The organism is Paenibacillus sp. 1-8 (assembly GCF_056316205.1).
Genome location: NZ_CM149995.1, coordinates 2,092,392 through 2,107,199, shown reverse-complemented (window position 1 = coordinate 2,107,199; position 14,808 = coordinate 2,092,392). Strand labels below are relative to the sequence as shown.

Sequence of the window (14,808 nt, the reverse complement as noted above, 5' to 3'; positions counted from 1 at the left end):
ATTAATCCTCTAAGCCTTCCAGTTGGTTCATTTCACTCCGATTCAGCACCTCAGACAAATTCAGCATGATGAGCAAGCGCTCTTCACCAATTTTAGCGACTCCACGCAAATATTTAGCCTTGACTCCGCCAACGACTTCCGGTGGTGTCTCAATGTTGTCGGTATTCAGGTCAATTACGTCGTTCGCCGAATCGACGATAAAGCCGACTTGCATCTCACCCACTGCAACGATGATAATCCGGGTTTGATCGGTGTATTCCGCCTCAGACAATCCAAAACGACCCCGCAGATCAATAACAGGAATGACCACGCCTCTCATATTGAATACGCCTTTGACAAAATCGTATGTTCTTGGAACACGTGTAATCGGCACCATACGCTCAATGGACTGGACTTTTTCTACTTCGACACCGTATTCCTCTTCACCAAGTTTAAATACGATAACTTTAATTTCTTCTCCCATGTCTAAAAACCCTCCTTATGGATGTCAGCAATTTCACATTTCTTTCACTTAATGAAGACATTATTTAATGAAAACATTAGGGTCGATGATCAAAGCAACCTGACCGTCACCCAAAATCGTGGCGCCTGAAATTCCCTGAATGTTCGGAAGGTATTTGCCCAGGTTTTTAAGAACAATTTCACTTTGTCCCAAAAAGTCCTGAACAGAAAGAGCTGCCAGACGGTCACCCTTGCGGATAACAACAACCTCTGTCTCTTCTTCTTCATCCTCATTGAAGTCTGGTACTTCAAACAGCTGACTCAAGGAGATAAGCGGAATATGGGATTCGCGGAAAGCGATCATTTTGTTGCCGTGTACAGAACGGATTTGTGTCCGTTTGACGATCGCGGTCTCTACAATAGAAGACAACGGAATCGCATATTTTTCGGAACCGATCTGTATCATCATGGCCGCAATAATGGATAGTGTCAGTGGCAACTGTACAGAAAAATTGGTTCCTTTGCCCAGAACAGAATGAATCGTAACGTTACCGCCAAGGGAAGTGATTTTAGATTTAACTACATCGAGTCCAACGCCGCGTCCTGAAACGTCCGAAATGACCTCAGCAGTGCTGAATCCCGGAGCGAATAGCACCTGATGAGCCTCTTCATCGGTCATTGCAGCTGCTTGTTCCTCCGTCATAATTCCTTTGGAAATGGCACTTTTCAGTACCTTCCCACGATTAATGCCGCTACCGTCGTCTTCAATCTCAATGAACACGTTATTGCCGCTGTGGAAAGCACGTAAATGAACTGTTCCTGTCTCCGGTTTGCCTGCCGCAATACGGGTCGCTACTGGCTCGATGCCGTGATCCACAGAGTTACGCAGTAAATGCACTAACGGATCACCGATCTCGTCGATAACGGTACGGTCCATTTCGGTGTCCGCGCCAGTAATAACCAAATCCAGCTTTTTATCCAGCGATTTGGCCAGGTCGCGCACCATGCGCGGGAAACGATTGAAAACCGTGTCCACGGGTACCATCCGCAATTTAAGCACGACATTTTGCAGATCACTGCTTACACGGCTCATATGCTCTACCGTTTCCGTCAGCGCCGGATTAGAAGCCTCACTCGCCAGTTGCTCCAACCGTACACGGTCAATGAGCAATTCACTGAACAAATTCATCAATACGTCCAGACGTTCAATGTCGACACGAATCGTACGGTTGTGCGTAGGTGCTGCTGCCTTGGTTACTGGAGCTTTACCCTCGGCTGGCTTAGCGCCGGAGGCCGCAGTTGGAGACTGCGGCTGGGATGCAGCGGACTGTTGTACAGCTACCGGGGCTTCCTGCGCTACAGCAGTTTCTGCCACTCCGGCATTGACTTCGCTCATTTGCTTAAGCGATTCCTGATCCAGCTGTACAACGGAGACGGACTCGATTTCGGAAATACTGCCGATTTCCTTTTCCAGCTCTCCTACCTCTTTCTGCGTTATGTAATATAACGAGAAATTTTGTTCGAATTTCTCCTGCTCAATATCCTGCACAGACGGATAAGCTTTTACGATTTCACCGGTGTTCTCCAGCGTATTAAATACCATAAAGGCACGCGCAGCCTTCAACTGGCTTTCTGAGCTAATCGTTACCTGTATATAGTGAACCCGATGACCTTCGGAAATAGATTGCTCCAGTACAGAATACTGGAATTGATCCAGCACAAGACCCACGCTTTCGCTATCAGCCGCTTTTTTCGGCGTAACCGCCTCAGTAACAGTATCTGTGTCGGATTTTTGGAAATCGCCACGCACGATGGATTGCAGTGAAGCTACAATAGAGGATACATCCGCTTTTCCATCGCCACCCTCTGTAATGTTCTGTACCATGGACTCCAGCGCATCCAACCCTTTGAAAAAGGTATCGAATATAAATTCCTGCATCGCAAGCTTGTTGTTACGTACCAGATCAAGAACGTTTTCCATTTGGTGAGTGAGCGATGCCAGGTCTTCAAAACCCATTGTAGCAGCCATTCCTTTGAGGGTATGGGCAGACCGGAAAATCACCTGAACGATGCTCAGATCGGTAGGATTACTTTCCAGTTGAAGCATTTTTTCGTTAAGAGATTGCAGATGATCATTCGACTCATCAATAAACATGTTTAAATATTGGTTCATGTCCATTGTGAGACACCTCCTCTATGAGTTACACTCCGATTATTTCACAACTTGTACAAGCTTGGGGGCGATCTCCTGCATCGGCAGAAGGTGGCGCACACATTTTAACTCTACAGCCGAGCGGGGCATTCCGTACACTACGCAAGTTTCCTCATTTTCAGCAAATGTGGATTGTACCCCTGCATCATAAAGCTTTTTCATCATTTTAGCCCCGTCGCTTCCCATGCCAGTCAGCAACACCAGATGCCGTTCCAGAGAGGTTAACGGGAGTAACGATTCGAACATCGTGTCAACAGAAGGACGGTGACCGTTACGAGCTTCTTCCGTCTTCAGTGACACGGTGTATTTACCACTGGCTCCCGGCACAATTCTCAATTGATATCCTCCCGGAGCGATATAAGCTGTTCCAGTCTCCAGCGTCATCCCCTGCTCGGCTTCAACCACCCGGAGCGGACTCAACGTATTCAGACGCTGTGCCAGCGAACGGGTAAAGTTTGGCGGCATATGCTGCACAATGACAATCGGGGCCGGAAAATCCCCAGGAATGCGTTCCAACAACGTCTTGAGCGCACGCGGACCACCGGTAGAGCATCCGACTGCCACCAGCTTACGGAAGTTGGGCGAATATACTCCTTTTTTAAGGGAGAACCCCTTGGGCGCTGACTGAACAATGGGTGCCCTCACTGGGGGCGTAACAGCCGAAGAAGCAACTGGAGTCGAAGGAATTGGTGTAGACACCGTTTTCTGGGGCTCAGGTTTGCTAAGCCCTGCCTTATCCGCGCCGTGCTGCGATTTAGCTGCGGATGTACCCGAAGTATTCAGTTGCCTTGGCACACGTTCAGCTCCCTTGGGCGGCTCTTCCTTCTTCTGCGTAGCAGGTGCTTGGGCGGTCTTCCGCGGCTGGGCGACTGGCTTACTTAAATGGCTGTCAGGTACAGAACTTCCTGTCTGCGACCGTTTCGCGGCCGACTTGGCTGCCGGAACGGCCTTGCCAGCATCCCGCTTCGGCGGAACCGGTGCAGCAGTTGCAGAAGCAATCGGTGCAATAGGAGCCTTGCCTGTAGCTTCTTTACCTTCCGTTCCCATGTCAGCTAAAGCTTGTCCTTCTGTAGTCTGCTCCAGCGCCGCTTTTCGTTCGTTAGCTTCCTTGCGCTCCAATCGGCTGCGGACTGCTAGCATAGCGGTGTGCATCTGCTCCAGTAGCGCCTTGCCCACCTGCTGGATATCCTGCGCGTGAGAGATGGAGGGCTTCCGTATAAAATCGAAAGCTCCTGCTTCAAGAGCCATAATGGTCTCCTTCATACCCTGTTCATTAATACCAGAGAGCATAATGACCGGAAGCGGATGGGCCGCCATAATATGAGGAAGCGCTTCAAGGCCATTCATTTCAGGCATCTCGACATCCATTGTGACTAGGTCAGGCTGTAACTCCTTCACTTTCTCTACAGCCTCTTTGCCGTTGGCGGCTGTACCTGCGATGTCGAACGACTCATCCCTTACAATTAAATCTGAAATAATTTTGCGCATAAAGGCCGAATCATCCACAACCAGCACCCGGTAAGCACACATGTTAAACACCTCTGTTTCCTTTCAGTCAAAATCAATGTGCCGAACGCCGCAACCATTTTTGCATAAACCCTTTGATTCCGCTCAAAGTACCTGATTGCGGAGTCTGTGGCATCGCTGCAAAACGGTGCGCCAGATTCAACACATCTCTGGATGCCGTACATCCCGGATAAGCAATTGAAAAAGGCACCTGCCTTTTGACTGCCTGCATGACATGCGTATCATCACTGATATGTCCCAGCAACGGAATGTCGATCTCCAAAAAGCGTCGCGCAACCAAAGCTATCTTATCGGCAACTTGACGGGCCTCATTATCGTTATCGGCACGATTGACTATAATTTTGAATACTGTATCCTTTTGCAATCCACTGACGACTTTGATCAGCGCATAAGCATCCGTCAAAGACGTCGGCTCTGGCGTAGTTACGACCATGCACTCGTCAGCAGAGGTTATGAATTTCAGGTTTTCTTTAGATAATCCCGCGCCAGTGTCAAACAAAATATAATCCATATCTGCCGCAATTTTCTCCACCTCATCGGCAAAGTAATTCAGATCGTCATCGGATAACGAGAACAGCTCGCTCAGGCCAGATCCTCCAGCAATATAAGGCAAGCCTCCCAAGCCCGTTTGAACAATTTCGGCCATTGATTTTTCACGTTTTAACAGATGAAGAAGATTGTATCTTGAGTTGGCACCCATCAACACATCAATATTGGCCATACCGATATCAGCATCAAATACGAGTACCTTTCGATCAAGCGATTGCAAGGCCAAAGCAAAATTAAGGGTGAAATTGGATTTGCCCACACCGCCCTTACCACTGGTGACTGTCACGATTTTCGCATGGCGATTACGTGCAGGTAGTCGATACTTATCCAGTGCAGAAGCCATTTGTCTAAGAGATTGGGCTTGGTCACTCATACAGAATCCCCGGTATCTCCTGACGATTCTGTGGCTCCGAACAGCAGGCTTGTCACCATTTCTGTATCTGGATGCAGCAGATCGTCAGGCACATTTTGACCGTTCGTAATATAGGCCAACTGCATTGGAAACTGGTGTAACAGATTAAACAAACCGCCGCAACTACCTGTCTCATCCATTTTGGTAAATACAACCTTACCAAGGCCAAACTTACTGAAATGTCCGGTTATGTTAAGCATATCTTTACTTTTGGATGTTAGGCTAAGCACCAGATACGTCTCGCTTTCCTTAATAGGTGAAAGCAGACTTTGCAATTCGGAAACGAGCAGTTCATTACGATAATTTCGTCCTGCGGTATCCATCAGGATCAAGTCACAATGCTCCAGACGTTGAATGGCTCTGTGAACATCTCCGGGAGATTGCACAACTTCAAGCGGCACATTCAAAATCGTAGCATATGTACGCAGCTGCTCGACAGCCGAGATACGGTACGTGTCCGAGGTAATAAATCCGACTTTGCGGTGATGCTTAAACAACTGTTCCGCTGCCAACTTCGCAATGGTCGTCGTTTTCCCTACTCCGGTTGGACCTGCCACATAGACAATTTTGGTATCTTTCGAGATGCCCTTGTCCAGCCTTTCCCGAATGAATTCGGTCACTTCTGCACGAAGGGCCTGCTCCCAATCAAAAGATTCAGGATCAGACGGATGCTCACTTCGGCGCTCATATACCCGTTCCAGCCAATGCTCCAGCAAATCGCGTTCCACTTCCTGCTCCAGCATACGCTCACAAATCTCTTGTAACGGTTCCGGCCAAGTGTTCTCCATCGCAGAATTGCGGGAAATTCGAGTCATCATGGCTTTCATTTCCCGTAATTCATAAAGCAGGGATTGATTTTCCTCTGCCCCCATCTTGTCTAGAATGCTTGCCTCCGATGCTTGCTTAAACAACTCGTTGGATGTTTCCTTTTTCGGAACTGCTGCTTTGTTGTTAAAAGCTTTATTTTCGACTTCCACACTATAACCTGCACCATATGAAGAACGTTCTGTGCCTGGGGCAACTTGTTCGGCCGCAGCCATCAAATCAGCCAATCCCTCTTTGGAACCGTTTGTCATCTGCGTTACCCGTCGATAGGCTTCAGGAGCGGCTTGTCTGGGAACCACTGGTGACGACGGTGCTTCCTGCTGCTCAGGAGCATTCATGGGTGGAAAAGCCTCAACATGCGGTTCCTGCGACGGTTGAGCTCGTCGTGGTTTTTGAAGCTGCTGCTCCTCTACCGCAGCGACGACTTCGATTTTCTTTTTACCAAACATACCCATAAATCCGCCGATCTTCATTTCCTTGGTGCTCAAAATGACGGCATCCGTTCCAAAGTCACCTCTGATTTGCATCATGGCTTCCGGCATGGTATCTACTACATATCGTTTCACTCTCATAAGTTCACCACCCCGACACTTTGAATTTCAACGTTCGGCTCTAGCTCACTGTACGACAGTACCGGGACATCCTGCATCGTCCGTTCCATCACTTGCCGCAAATACATACGAATTGTCGGTGACGTTAATACGATAGGCTGCTGCCCGGATTGAATGAGACGGTTGATTTGCTCCATCATCCTTTGGTACACCGTCTGCGTTGATACCGGATCAAGAGCCAAATAGCTGCCCTGCTCCGACTGTTGCACGCTTTCGGCAATTTTCTTCTCGAGCCCTGGTCCCACGGTAATGACACGTAGTGTCTCTCCCTGCTGGGCGAACTGCTGCGTAATCTGGCGGGACAACGCCTGACGGACATATTCAGTCAGCACGTCCGGATCTTTTGTATAAGTGCCGTAATCAGCCAGTGTTTCAAAAATGGTCACCATATCGCGAATGGATATTTTTTCTTTTAACAGCTTGGCCAGCACTTTTTGTACATCTCCAATCGCCAATACGGAAGGAATAAGATCGTCCACAAGCACTGGATAATTTTCCTTGAGATTGTCGACCAGCGACCGCGTTTCTTGTCTGCCAAGCAACTCGTGGGCGTGTTTCTTGATCGTCTCTGTCAAATGAGTAGCTACGACCGAAGGAGGGTCCACAACCGTATAACCGGACAGCTCCGCAACATCCTTGGTATTCTCATCAATCCAGAGCGCTGGCAAACCGAAGGCTGGTTCTGTCGTTTCAATCCCCGTAATGGAATCATCGTCGTATCCTGGGCTCATCGCCAGATAATGGTTCAACAGCAATTCCCCGCCGCCTACCGTATTGCCTTTAATTTTGATTACATACTCGTTCGGCTTGAGCTGGATATTGTCCCGTATGCGAATGACCGGTACAACCAATCCCAGCTCCAGCGCACATTGACGACGGATCATAATAATCCGATCCAGCAAATCCCCGCCCTGCTGTGTATCAGCCAGTGGAATCAGCCCGTATCCAAACTCGAATTCGATCGGGTCCACCTGAAGCAAATTAATAACACTTTCCGGACTGCGAACCTCTTCGATCTGTTGCTCTTCTTCCATCTGCTCATCAGCAATCTGCTTACGTTCCATATTGCCCTGCATTCTTCGGGCCGCAAAAAACAGCAGAACAGCCAGTGGAAGGGTCGTAATGATATGAATAGGAGTAAACAAGCCCAACAAAGCAATCGTGGCAGCCACAATGTAAATTAGCTTTGGATATGAAAAGAGCTGACCCGTCAAATCATCCGCCAAGTTTCCATCAGACGTAGCTCGTGTAACGATCAAGCCTGACGCCGTGGATATGAGCAATGCGGGGATCTGGCTAACCAGTCCATCACCAATGGTCAGAACGGAGTAAGTCGACAGCGCCTCCTGAAACCCTTTACCCTGAACAGCCATACCAATAATGAAACCGCCGACCAGGTTGATAATCAAAATGATAATACTCGCAATGGCGTCACCTTTAACAAATTTACTGGCACCGTCCATTGCTCCGTAAAAATCCGCTTCCCGTTCGATTTTACTACGCCGTTCACGGGCTTGCTGTTCGTTGATCAGACCTGCATTCAGGTCGGCATCAATACTCATTTGCTTACCCGGCATCGCGTCCAGCGTAAACCGTGCACCTACCTCAGCAACCCGCTCGGAGCCCTTGGTGATCACGATAAACTGCACAACCACGAGAATCAGGAAGACAACAAAACCGACCGCAATTTGTCCGCCTGCAATCCAGCTACCAAACGTAGCCACGACTTCTCCGGCATGTCCCTCACCTAAAATGAGCTTGGTCGTAGAAATGTTAAGCGCCAGACGAAACAACGTTGTGATGAGCAGCAATGAAGGAAAAATAGAAAACTGTAAAGCTTCCTTCGTGTTCATAGAAACGAGTAGAATCATCAAAGCAATCGATATGTTAATCACGAGCAAAATGTCGAGCAACCATGAAGGGATCGGTAGAATCATCATAAGAACGATGCCGATGACGCCTGCAAGGACGGTTATTTCTTTTATTTTCACGGGTCTCTTGGCCTCCGATCCCTTTATTTCACTTTACCTTTTAATTTATATACATACGCCAGCACTTCGGCAACAGCCTGGAACAGATCGGCTGGAATCGCATCCCCGATTTCGGCTCTTTGAAACAGCGCCCGTGCCAGCGGCTTGTTTTCCATCGTTATAACGCCGTTTTGCTTGGCAATTTCCTTAATTCGGAGCGCTACGTAATCTTGCCCTTTCGCAATAATCTGCGGCGCTTCCATCTCCGAACCGTCATATTTCAAAGCCACAGCAAAGTGCGTAGGGTTGGTAATGATGACATCTGCATTGGGAACTTCCTGCATCATGCGCTGCATAGCCATTCGGCGCTGTCGTTCACGAATTTTCCCTTTGATCAGCGGGTCACCCTCCATTTTCTTGTATTCATCCTTGATGTCCTGTTTGGACATTTTCAGATTTTTCTCATGCTCATAGCGTTGATACATATAATCCAATACTGCTAAAACGAACAGCACCACACCAATTTTGAGTCCCAGCTCCATTGTTAATGAAGCCGTAAAGCTCAACATTTGGTCACCGGACATTTCGGCCAGCTTGGGTAAGTCTGCTTTTGTTTTCCACAGCACGCTGTACACCAGATAACCAATCACGGTCATTTTTAAAACAGATTTCAGGAATTCAACCAGTGACCGCATGGAAAAAATATTTTTAAATCCTTTAATCGGGTCAATCTTGCTAAACTTGGGCGTAATCCCCTCACCGGTTAACAAGAAACCGATCTGCATGTAATTCGCAGCTACCCCGATGACAATGGCCCCAATAAAAATAGGCGCCAGCATAATCATGATTTGCACGCCATACTCACCCATCATCAGCATTGTCGTGTTCGGCGTTACCTCCATCGATAACCGGTTTACAAAAATATCACGAAACAAGCGAACCGCATGATCCTTGAAATACCCGCCGAAAATCATAAGACAGAAAAACGTGACCAGCAGGACACCCGCTGCGGGCAACTCCATACTTTTGGCAACCTGCCCTTTTTGTCTTGCATCCTGTTTCTTTTTGGGTGTAGCTTTTTCCGTTTTTTCCCCTGAGAACAACTGCAGGTTCATAGCATATTTAAATGACAAACTACGTTCCTCCAGACCAGACATTAAGGACGATTACCCATAATATCCAACAAGTTGCGCATGGATTCGAACATCACAGAAAACAATCTTTCGAATATAAAAGCAAAACTTGGCATGAGAAGCAATAACATGAACAGTCCCACAATAATTTTGAGCGGCACACCAATGACAAAAATGTTAAACTGCGGAGCCGTTTTAGCCAAAAATCCGAGTCCCACATCCGTTAAAAAAGTAGCTACTACTATAGGAGCAGCGATTTGAAAAGCCAGCATAAAAGATTCAGCAAAGGAACGGATCAGAAATTCCGTCACACTGCCTCCATACAGCTTTACAAAAAAATCATTCGTCAGCGGCACCCAATCATAACTGTATAAGATAGCATTTAGCAGATGATGGTGCCCATTTATACTTAAAAAGAACAATACAGCTATCGCAAACTTGAAATTTCCCGTTAAAGGCGACGAAGCTCCTGTCATCGGGTCAAACACACTGGCCATCCCGAAGCCCACCTGTAGGTCTATAAATGAACCTGCGGTTTGGATCGCTGTCATGAACAGATATGCAGTAAACCCCAATAACAACCCAATCAGCACTTCACGACCCACTAACAGCACATACGCTACATCGGTCGGTACCTGTTGATGCGTACCATATGTAAGATACACGACCAAAGCTAGAAATCCTGAAATTCCAACCTTAAAGATATTAGGTACCCCTCGGGTTGAAAAAATAGGCGCTACTACAAAAAATGAGGTAATCCGACAAAAAATCAGCAAAAAAACAGGAAAACTCTGTAACAATATGTTCATAACATTCAGCCTAACCTATATATTTGTACAAATTGTCCAGAATGTTATACGTAAAGTCCACTAATGTGGTCAATATCCAGGGCCCGAACAAAAGCAATGCCAGCAATACGGCGACAATCTTCGGAACAAAGGCTAGTGTCTGCTCCTGAATTTGGGTTGTCGCCTGAAAAATGCTGATAATCAAACCCACGACTAGCCCCAAAATCAGCATCGGAGCGCTCACCTTGAGTACAATGTACACCGCTTGCCCAGCCAGGGAAATAATAAACTCCGAAGTCATTGCCGTCCTCCTTGATTGCTGTCCTTGCATGAAGTATTCATGTGTTAAAACTCAGAAGCAATGATTTGACAACCAAATACCAACCATCTACAAGTACGAAGAGCAGTATTTTAAAAGGAAGTGAAATCATTACCGGCGGCAGCATCATCATCCCCATAGCCATGAGCGTACTCGCCACCACAATGTCAATGACCAAAAACGGTATAAATATCATGAAGCCCATCTGAAATGCTGTCTTTAACTCACTGATAGCATAAGCCGGAACCATCACCGTTAATGGAATTTCCTGATAATTCTTAGGTTTTTCCATCTTGGTGTATTTCATAAAGAGCAGTAGATCCTTCTCCCGTGTATGAGAGAACATAAAGGTCTTGATTGGTACCGCAGCCTTGTCCAGCGCCTGAGATTGCGTCAAATCCCCCTTGAGATACGGCTGGAGCGCAGTCTCGTTCATAGCGGAGAACGTCGGGGCCATTATAAATAAGGTAAGAAACAAGGCCAATCCGACAAGCACCTGGTTAGGCGGCATCTGCTGGGTCCCCAGCGAGGTGCGAACAAAGCCCAGCACGATCACGATTCGCGTAAAACTCGTCATAAGCACAAGCAAAGCGGGTGCTACACTGATGACAGTAATAAGTAAAATAATAGACAGCGAGGTGGCACCGGGCTGTCCTTTGTCCGAGTTGCCGACTTGAATATCAATGTTCGGAATCGGTTCCGCAGAGGCCGCCGTCACCGAAATGAAGCTGAACAAGACGAGCAGCAAACAAGCAAGTATAATCTTTTTTCTCATGAATCTCCCGACCGATCTGTAGTATTCTCCTCATTGCGCAGCTTTTCGAGTTTATCCTTGCGCTTCGGCATCTGCCGAAGCTTGGATTCGAACATCTCGTGAAAAGACGTTTCCTCTTCAGGCTGCTGCTGTGCCGCGTTGTTCCGGCGAAGCTTATCCGCAATTTTAGCGAATAGCGGGGCAATCGGGCCGCGCTGCAGAGAAGCTTCCTGCTCCAGTGCGGCCAAAATTTGCTCCACTTCTTCAGGATCGGATACTTTGTCAACAAGCCGGATATCTTCTCCCACACCAATGAGATACACACTGCTGCCAACTTCAACAAGCTGAAGGGATTTGTTAGGGCCCAGCCCCACGCCTCCCAGTATGCGAACGGAGCGGTTGCTGAACCAGCTCTGATTTCTTTTACTCAAAAACCGTATCAAGTACACGATCAGTACAATGATAAAGATCAGCACGAAAAGGACCCAGGCAATATTGCCTATATTGCTGGATGTACTCAATGCGTCAGAGGCACCCTGTTTTGTATCCATAGCGGATGCGCCTTACACACCCAATGTTTTGTTGATGGCTTCGATAACCCGATCCGATTGGAAAGGCTTAACGATAAAATCTTTTGCGCCTGCTTGGATGGCATCAATAACCATCGCTTGCTGACCCATCGCGGAGCACATGATAACTTTTGCATTCGCGTCAATTTTTTTAATTTCCTTCAGAGCGGCAATGCCGTCCATTTCGGGCATCGTAATATCCATCGTAATCAGGTCCGGACGAAGCTCCTTGAATTTTTCAATAGCCTGTGATCCATCCTGGGCCTCTCCTACTACTTCATATCCATTTTTGGACAGGATGTCCCGAATCATCATTCTCATAAATGCAGCATCGTCCACGATCAAAATACGGTTTGCCATCTGAAATAAATCCTCCCTAAATTATGCTATTATTGTAATTTTTGAATACGGTCCCATTGGCTTACAATATCCGTCACACGCACGCCGAAGTTCTCGTCGATTACGACAACCTCGCCTTTGGCAATCAGTTTGTTGTTGACCAGAATGTCCACTGGCTCCCCAGCAAGCTTGTCCAGTTCGATAATTGAACCTTGTGAGAGCTCTAGAATATCTTTAATTTGCTTTTGGGTCCTACCTAATTCTACGGTGACTCTAAGGGGAATGTCCATCAATAAATTTAAATTGTTTTCATCCACTTGCGCAAATGCACCGGACTGCAAGTTTGAAAATTGTACAGGCTGCACATTTACATTTCGTCCCGGTATCGAACCATAATGTTGAGGCGCTCCATAAGGGGCCTGCGGTGGTACACCTCCAGGCATTCCATAACCTGGCGCTCCCTGCTGACCGTATCCCGGGTCTTGAGGGTACATAGGCGGCTGCTGTCCATAACCTGCATCCTGCGGCTGCTGTACGGGCACCTGTGCGGCTACCGGTGGCTGTTGATACGTTGGTGCGGGTTGCTGTTGCGGAATCTCGGTTTGTTGTGGCACTTCTGGAGCAGCCGTTGCTGCTACTTGCTGTGCGGACGCTTGCGGTTGCTCGTCATCCTCTCCGCCATTCATTAGAATGCTCACCATCTTTTTGGCGAAATGCACAGGCAACAGTTGCATCAATGTGGAGTCAATCAGGTCACCGATCAACAAACGGAAGGATACTGTAATCAGCGTCTGTTCATCTGGCAGGCTGGATACTCCATCACCATGCATCGGATCCAAAATATCAATTCCAGGTGGGGAGATATTAACAAAACGGTTAAACATGGTAGACATTGAGGTTGCCGACGAGCCCATCATTTGGTTCATCGCTTCCTGCACAGCGCTGATATGAATTTCATTCAATTCTTCATCTACCGGGTTTCCTTCACCGCCAAGCATTAAATCCGCTATGACCTGCGCATCACGCTTTTTGATCACGAGCGAGTTAATACCCTCAAATCCATCTACATAATTCACATGTACCGCTACGTGCGGCTTAGGAAATGCTGTTTCGAATTCAGAGCGGGTAATAATTGAAACTTTAGGGGTTGTAATATCAACCTTTTGACCGAGCAGTGTGGAAAGAGCCGTCGCTGCGCTGCCGAACGTAATATTACCGATCTCCCCGAGAGCATCCTGCTCCAGAGGAGTCAGAAAATCGTCAACGGTCTTGTTGGCGGGAGTAGAATCCGTGCCCGCTTCAGACTGTTTCAGCAGGGCATCAATTTCCTCCTGGGACAAATAGTCTTTACTCGTCAATTTCTTCAACTCCTTCGCTGACAATTTCATCAATCTGTACGGCAACACGATCTTTTACCATGCCGGGACTTCCAAAAAATTTCAGTTTTTCGCCCACCAGGATGGAGAGCCCTTCCTTAACGGGTTTATTCAATGAAATGACATCCCCCACCGAAAGGCCCAAAAACTCGGCCACATTTATTCGGGATTCACCTAGCTCGGCAATAATGGGAAGCTGCGCTTTCGTGACCCGTAATCTCAAGGCGTCAATCTCTTCAGGCGCCCTTGATTTCTTTTCGGATGTAAACCACTGGTGCGTGGACAGTCTAGCCATAATCGGCTCCAATACCACGTGCGGGATACAAAGGTTAATCATTCCTGTGGTATCACCAATTTTGGTACTAAGTGAGATTAGGGCAATCGTTTCATTTGGTGAAACAATCTGCATAAACTGCGGATTGGTTTCCATCGCCTCCAAACGCGGTTCAATATCCAATACCGTTTTCCAAGCCTCTTGCAGGCTGTCAAAGGTACGACTAAAAATCCGCTCCATGATTGTCGTCTCAATCTCTGTCAATGCGTTAACCTTGGACGGCGCTGATCCGGTCCCTCCGAGAAGCCTGTCCAGCATTGCAAAAGCTATGTTCGGGTGAACCTCAAGCACCATACGTCCTTCCAGCGGCTCGGCTTCAAAAATGTTCAAAATGGTCATTTTCGGAATGGAGCGAATGAATTCATCATAAGGAAGCTGCTCCACCTGAACGACATTAATTTGGACAAACGTCCGGAGCTGTGCTGAAAAATAAGTGGTCAGATACCGCGCAAAATTTTCGTGTATCCGCGTCAGACTCCGAATGTGATCCTTAGAAAACCGAAGCGCTCTTTTGAAGTCGTAAGAGCGAACTTTCTTTTGGGTATCTTCCTTTTTAAGTTCTTCCGCATCCATTTCACCGGACGAGAGAGCTGCTAAAAGGGCATCAATTTCCCCTTGCGACATTACATCCACCAATGTTATTCACCCC

General features: G+C 47.5%; 14 protein-coding genes. All 14 read right to left on the bottom strand.

The features are described from left to right. Window position 1 precedes the first annotated feature (1 nt). The 14 genes from AC0WRU_RS09865 to fliM are packed head-to-tail and all read right to left on the bottom strand — an operon-like array spanning window position 2 to window position 14,795. A complete protein-coding gene (locus tag AC0WRU_RS09865; protein WP_014281101.1) occupies window positions 2-463 on the bottom strand; it encodes a chemotaxis protein CheW in 462 nt (153 codons plus the stop codon). A 60-nt stretch (window positions 464-523) separates the two neighbouring features. Further along, window positions 524-2,620, bottom strand: a complete 2,097-nt coding sequence (locus AC0WRU_RS09860; protein WP_476128142.1) for a chemotaxis protein CheW — start codon at window positions 2,618-2,620, stop codon at window positions 524-526. 33 nt (window positions 2,621-2,653) lie between these two features. Beyond that, window positions 2,654-4,183, bottom strand: coding sequence for a chemotaxis protein CheB (locus AC0WRU_RS09855; protein WP_476128141.1), 1,530 nt, complete (start codon window positions 4,181-4,183; stop codon window positions 2,654-2,656). Window positions 4,184-4,214: 31 nt separating this feature from the next. Further along, window positions 4,215-5,102: a MinD/ParA family protein gene (locus AC0WRU_RS09850; RefSeq protein WP_476128140.1), complete on the bottom strand. Its 888-nt coding sequence runs from the start codon at window positions 5,100-5,102 to the stop codon at window positions 4,215-4,217. After that, window positions 5,099-6,538, bottom strand: coding sequence for a flagellar biosynthesis protein FlhF (flhF, locus tag AC0WRU_RS09845; protein WP_476128139.1), 1,440 nt, complete (start codon window positions 6,536-6,538; stop codon window positions 5,099-5,101). The genes AC0WRU_RS09850 and flhF overlap by 4 nt, the downstream gene beginning before the upstream one ends. Further along, window positions 6,535-8,568 (bottom strand): flagellar biosynthesis protein FlhA, encoded by a 2,034-nt coding sequence (gene flhA / locus AC0WRU_RS09840; RefSeq protein WP_025684940.1) that lies wholly within the window; start codon window positions 8,566-8,568, stop codon window positions 6,535-6,537. Before flhA ends, flhF begins: the two co-directional genes overlap by 4 nt. Before the next feature lie 23 nt (window positions 8,569-8,591). Further along, a complete protein-coding gene (gene flhB, locus AC0WRU_RS09835) occupies window positions 8,592-9,704 on the bottom strand; it encodes a flagellar biosynthesis protein FlhB (RefSeq protein ID WP_049827444.1) in 1,113 nt (370 codons plus the stop codon). Beyond that, complete coding sequence (fliR, locus tag AC0WRU_RS09830; RefSeq protein WP_025684938.1) at window positions 9,704-10,489, bottom strand: flagellar biosynthetic protein FliR; 786 nt, start codon at window positions 10,487-10,489, stop codon at window positions 9,704-9,706. The genes flhB and fliR overlap by 1 nt, the downstream gene beginning before the upstream one ends. 10 nt (window positions 10,490-10,499) lie before the next feature. Next, window positions 10,500-10,769 (bottom strand): flagellar biosynthesis protein FliQ, encoded by a 270-nt coding sequence (gene fliQ / locus AC0WRU_RS09825; protein WP_007430038.1) that lies wholly within the window; start codon window positions 10,767-10,769, stop codon window positions 10,500-10,502. Window positions 10,770-10,806: 37 nt separating this feature from the next. Beyond that, window positions 10,807-11,562: a flagellar type III secretion system pore protein FliP gene (gene fliP / locus AC0WRU_RS09820; protein ID WP_476128138.1), complete on the bottom strand. Its 756-nt coding sequence runs from the start codon at window positions 11,560-11,562 to the stop codon at window positions 10,807-10,809. Next, window positions 11,559-12,092 carry a flagellar biosynthetic protein FliO gene (locus tag AC0WRU_RS09815; RefSeq protein WP_025684936.1) on the bottom strand — a complete coding sequence of 178 codons (534 nt, stop codon included), beginning with the start codon at window positions 12,090-12,092 and terminating at the stop codon, window positions 11,559-11,561. The genes fliP and AC0WRU_RS09815 overlap by 4 nt, the downstream gene beginning before the upstream one ends. Before the next feature lie 12 nt (window positions 12,093-12,104). Continuing rightward, the gene (locus tag AC0WRU_RS09810; protein ID WP_014281090.1) at window positions 12,105-12,470 is read right to left on the bottom strand and encodes a response regulator; all 366 of its coding nucleotides are present in this window, start codon (window positions 12,468-12,470) and stop codon (window positions 12,105-12,107) included. Between the two features lie 29 nt (window positions 12,471-12,499). Then, on the bottom strand, window positions 12,500-13,807 hold the full coding sequence (fliY, locus tag AC0WRU_RS09805) for a flagellar motor switch phosphatase FliY (RefSeq protein WP_476128137.1): 1,308 nt from the start codon (window positions 13,805-13,807) through the stop codon (window positions 12,500-12,502). Then, entirely contained in the window at window positions 13,797-14,795 is a 999-nt protein-coding gene (gene fliM, locus AC0WRU_RS09800) for a flagellar motor switch protein FliM (RefSeq protein WP_476128136.1), read from the bottom strand. The genes fliY and fliM overlap by 11 nt, the downstream gene beginning before the upstream one ends. Between the last annotated feature and the right edge of the window lie 13 nt (window positions 14,796-14,808).

Coding starts and splice junctions, on each gene's coding strand:
- AC0WRU_RS09855 (WP_476128141.1), bottom strand. CDS start 4,183: ATGTGTGCTTACCGGGTGCTGGTTGTGGATGATTCGGCCTTTATGCGC.
- AC0WRU_RS09860 (WP_476128142.1), bottom strand. CDS start 2,620: ATGGACATGAACCAATATTTAAACATGTTTATTGATGAGTCGAATGAT.
- AC0WRU_RS09850 (WP_476128140.1), bottom strand. CDS start 5,102: ATGAGTGACCAAGCCCAATCTCTTAGACAAATGGCTTCTGCACTGGAT.
- AC0WRU_RS09815 (WP_025684936.1), bottom strand. CDS start 12,092: ATGGATACAAAACAGGGTGCCTCTGACGCATTGAGTACATCCAGCAAT.
- AC0WRU_RS09865 (WP_014281101.1), bottom strand. CDS start 463: ATGGGAGAAGAAATTAAAGTTATCGTATTTAAACTTGGTGAAGAGGAA.
- flhF (WP_476128139.1), bottom strand. CDS start 6,538: ATGAGAGTGAAACGATATGTAGTAGATACCATGCCGGAAGCCATGATG.
- flhB (WP_049827444.1), bottom strand. CDS start 9,704: ATGTCTGGTCTGGAGGAACGTAGTTTGTCATTTAAATATGCTATGAAC.
- fliR (WP_025684938.1), bottom strand. CDS start 10,489: ATGAACATATTGTTACAGAGTTTTCCTGTTTTTTTGCTGATTTTTTGT.
- fliQ (WP_007430038.1), bottom strand. CDS start 10,769: ATGACTTCGGAGTTTATTATTTCCCTGGCTGGGCAAGCGGTGTACATT.
- fliP (WP_476128138.1), bottom strand. CDS start 11,562: ATGAGAAAAAAGATTATACTTGCTTGTTTGCTGCTCGTCTTGTTCAGC.
- AC0WRU_RS09810 (WP_014281090.1), bottom strand. CDS start 12,470: ATGGCAAACCGTATTTTGATCGTGGACGATGCTGCATTTATGAGAATG.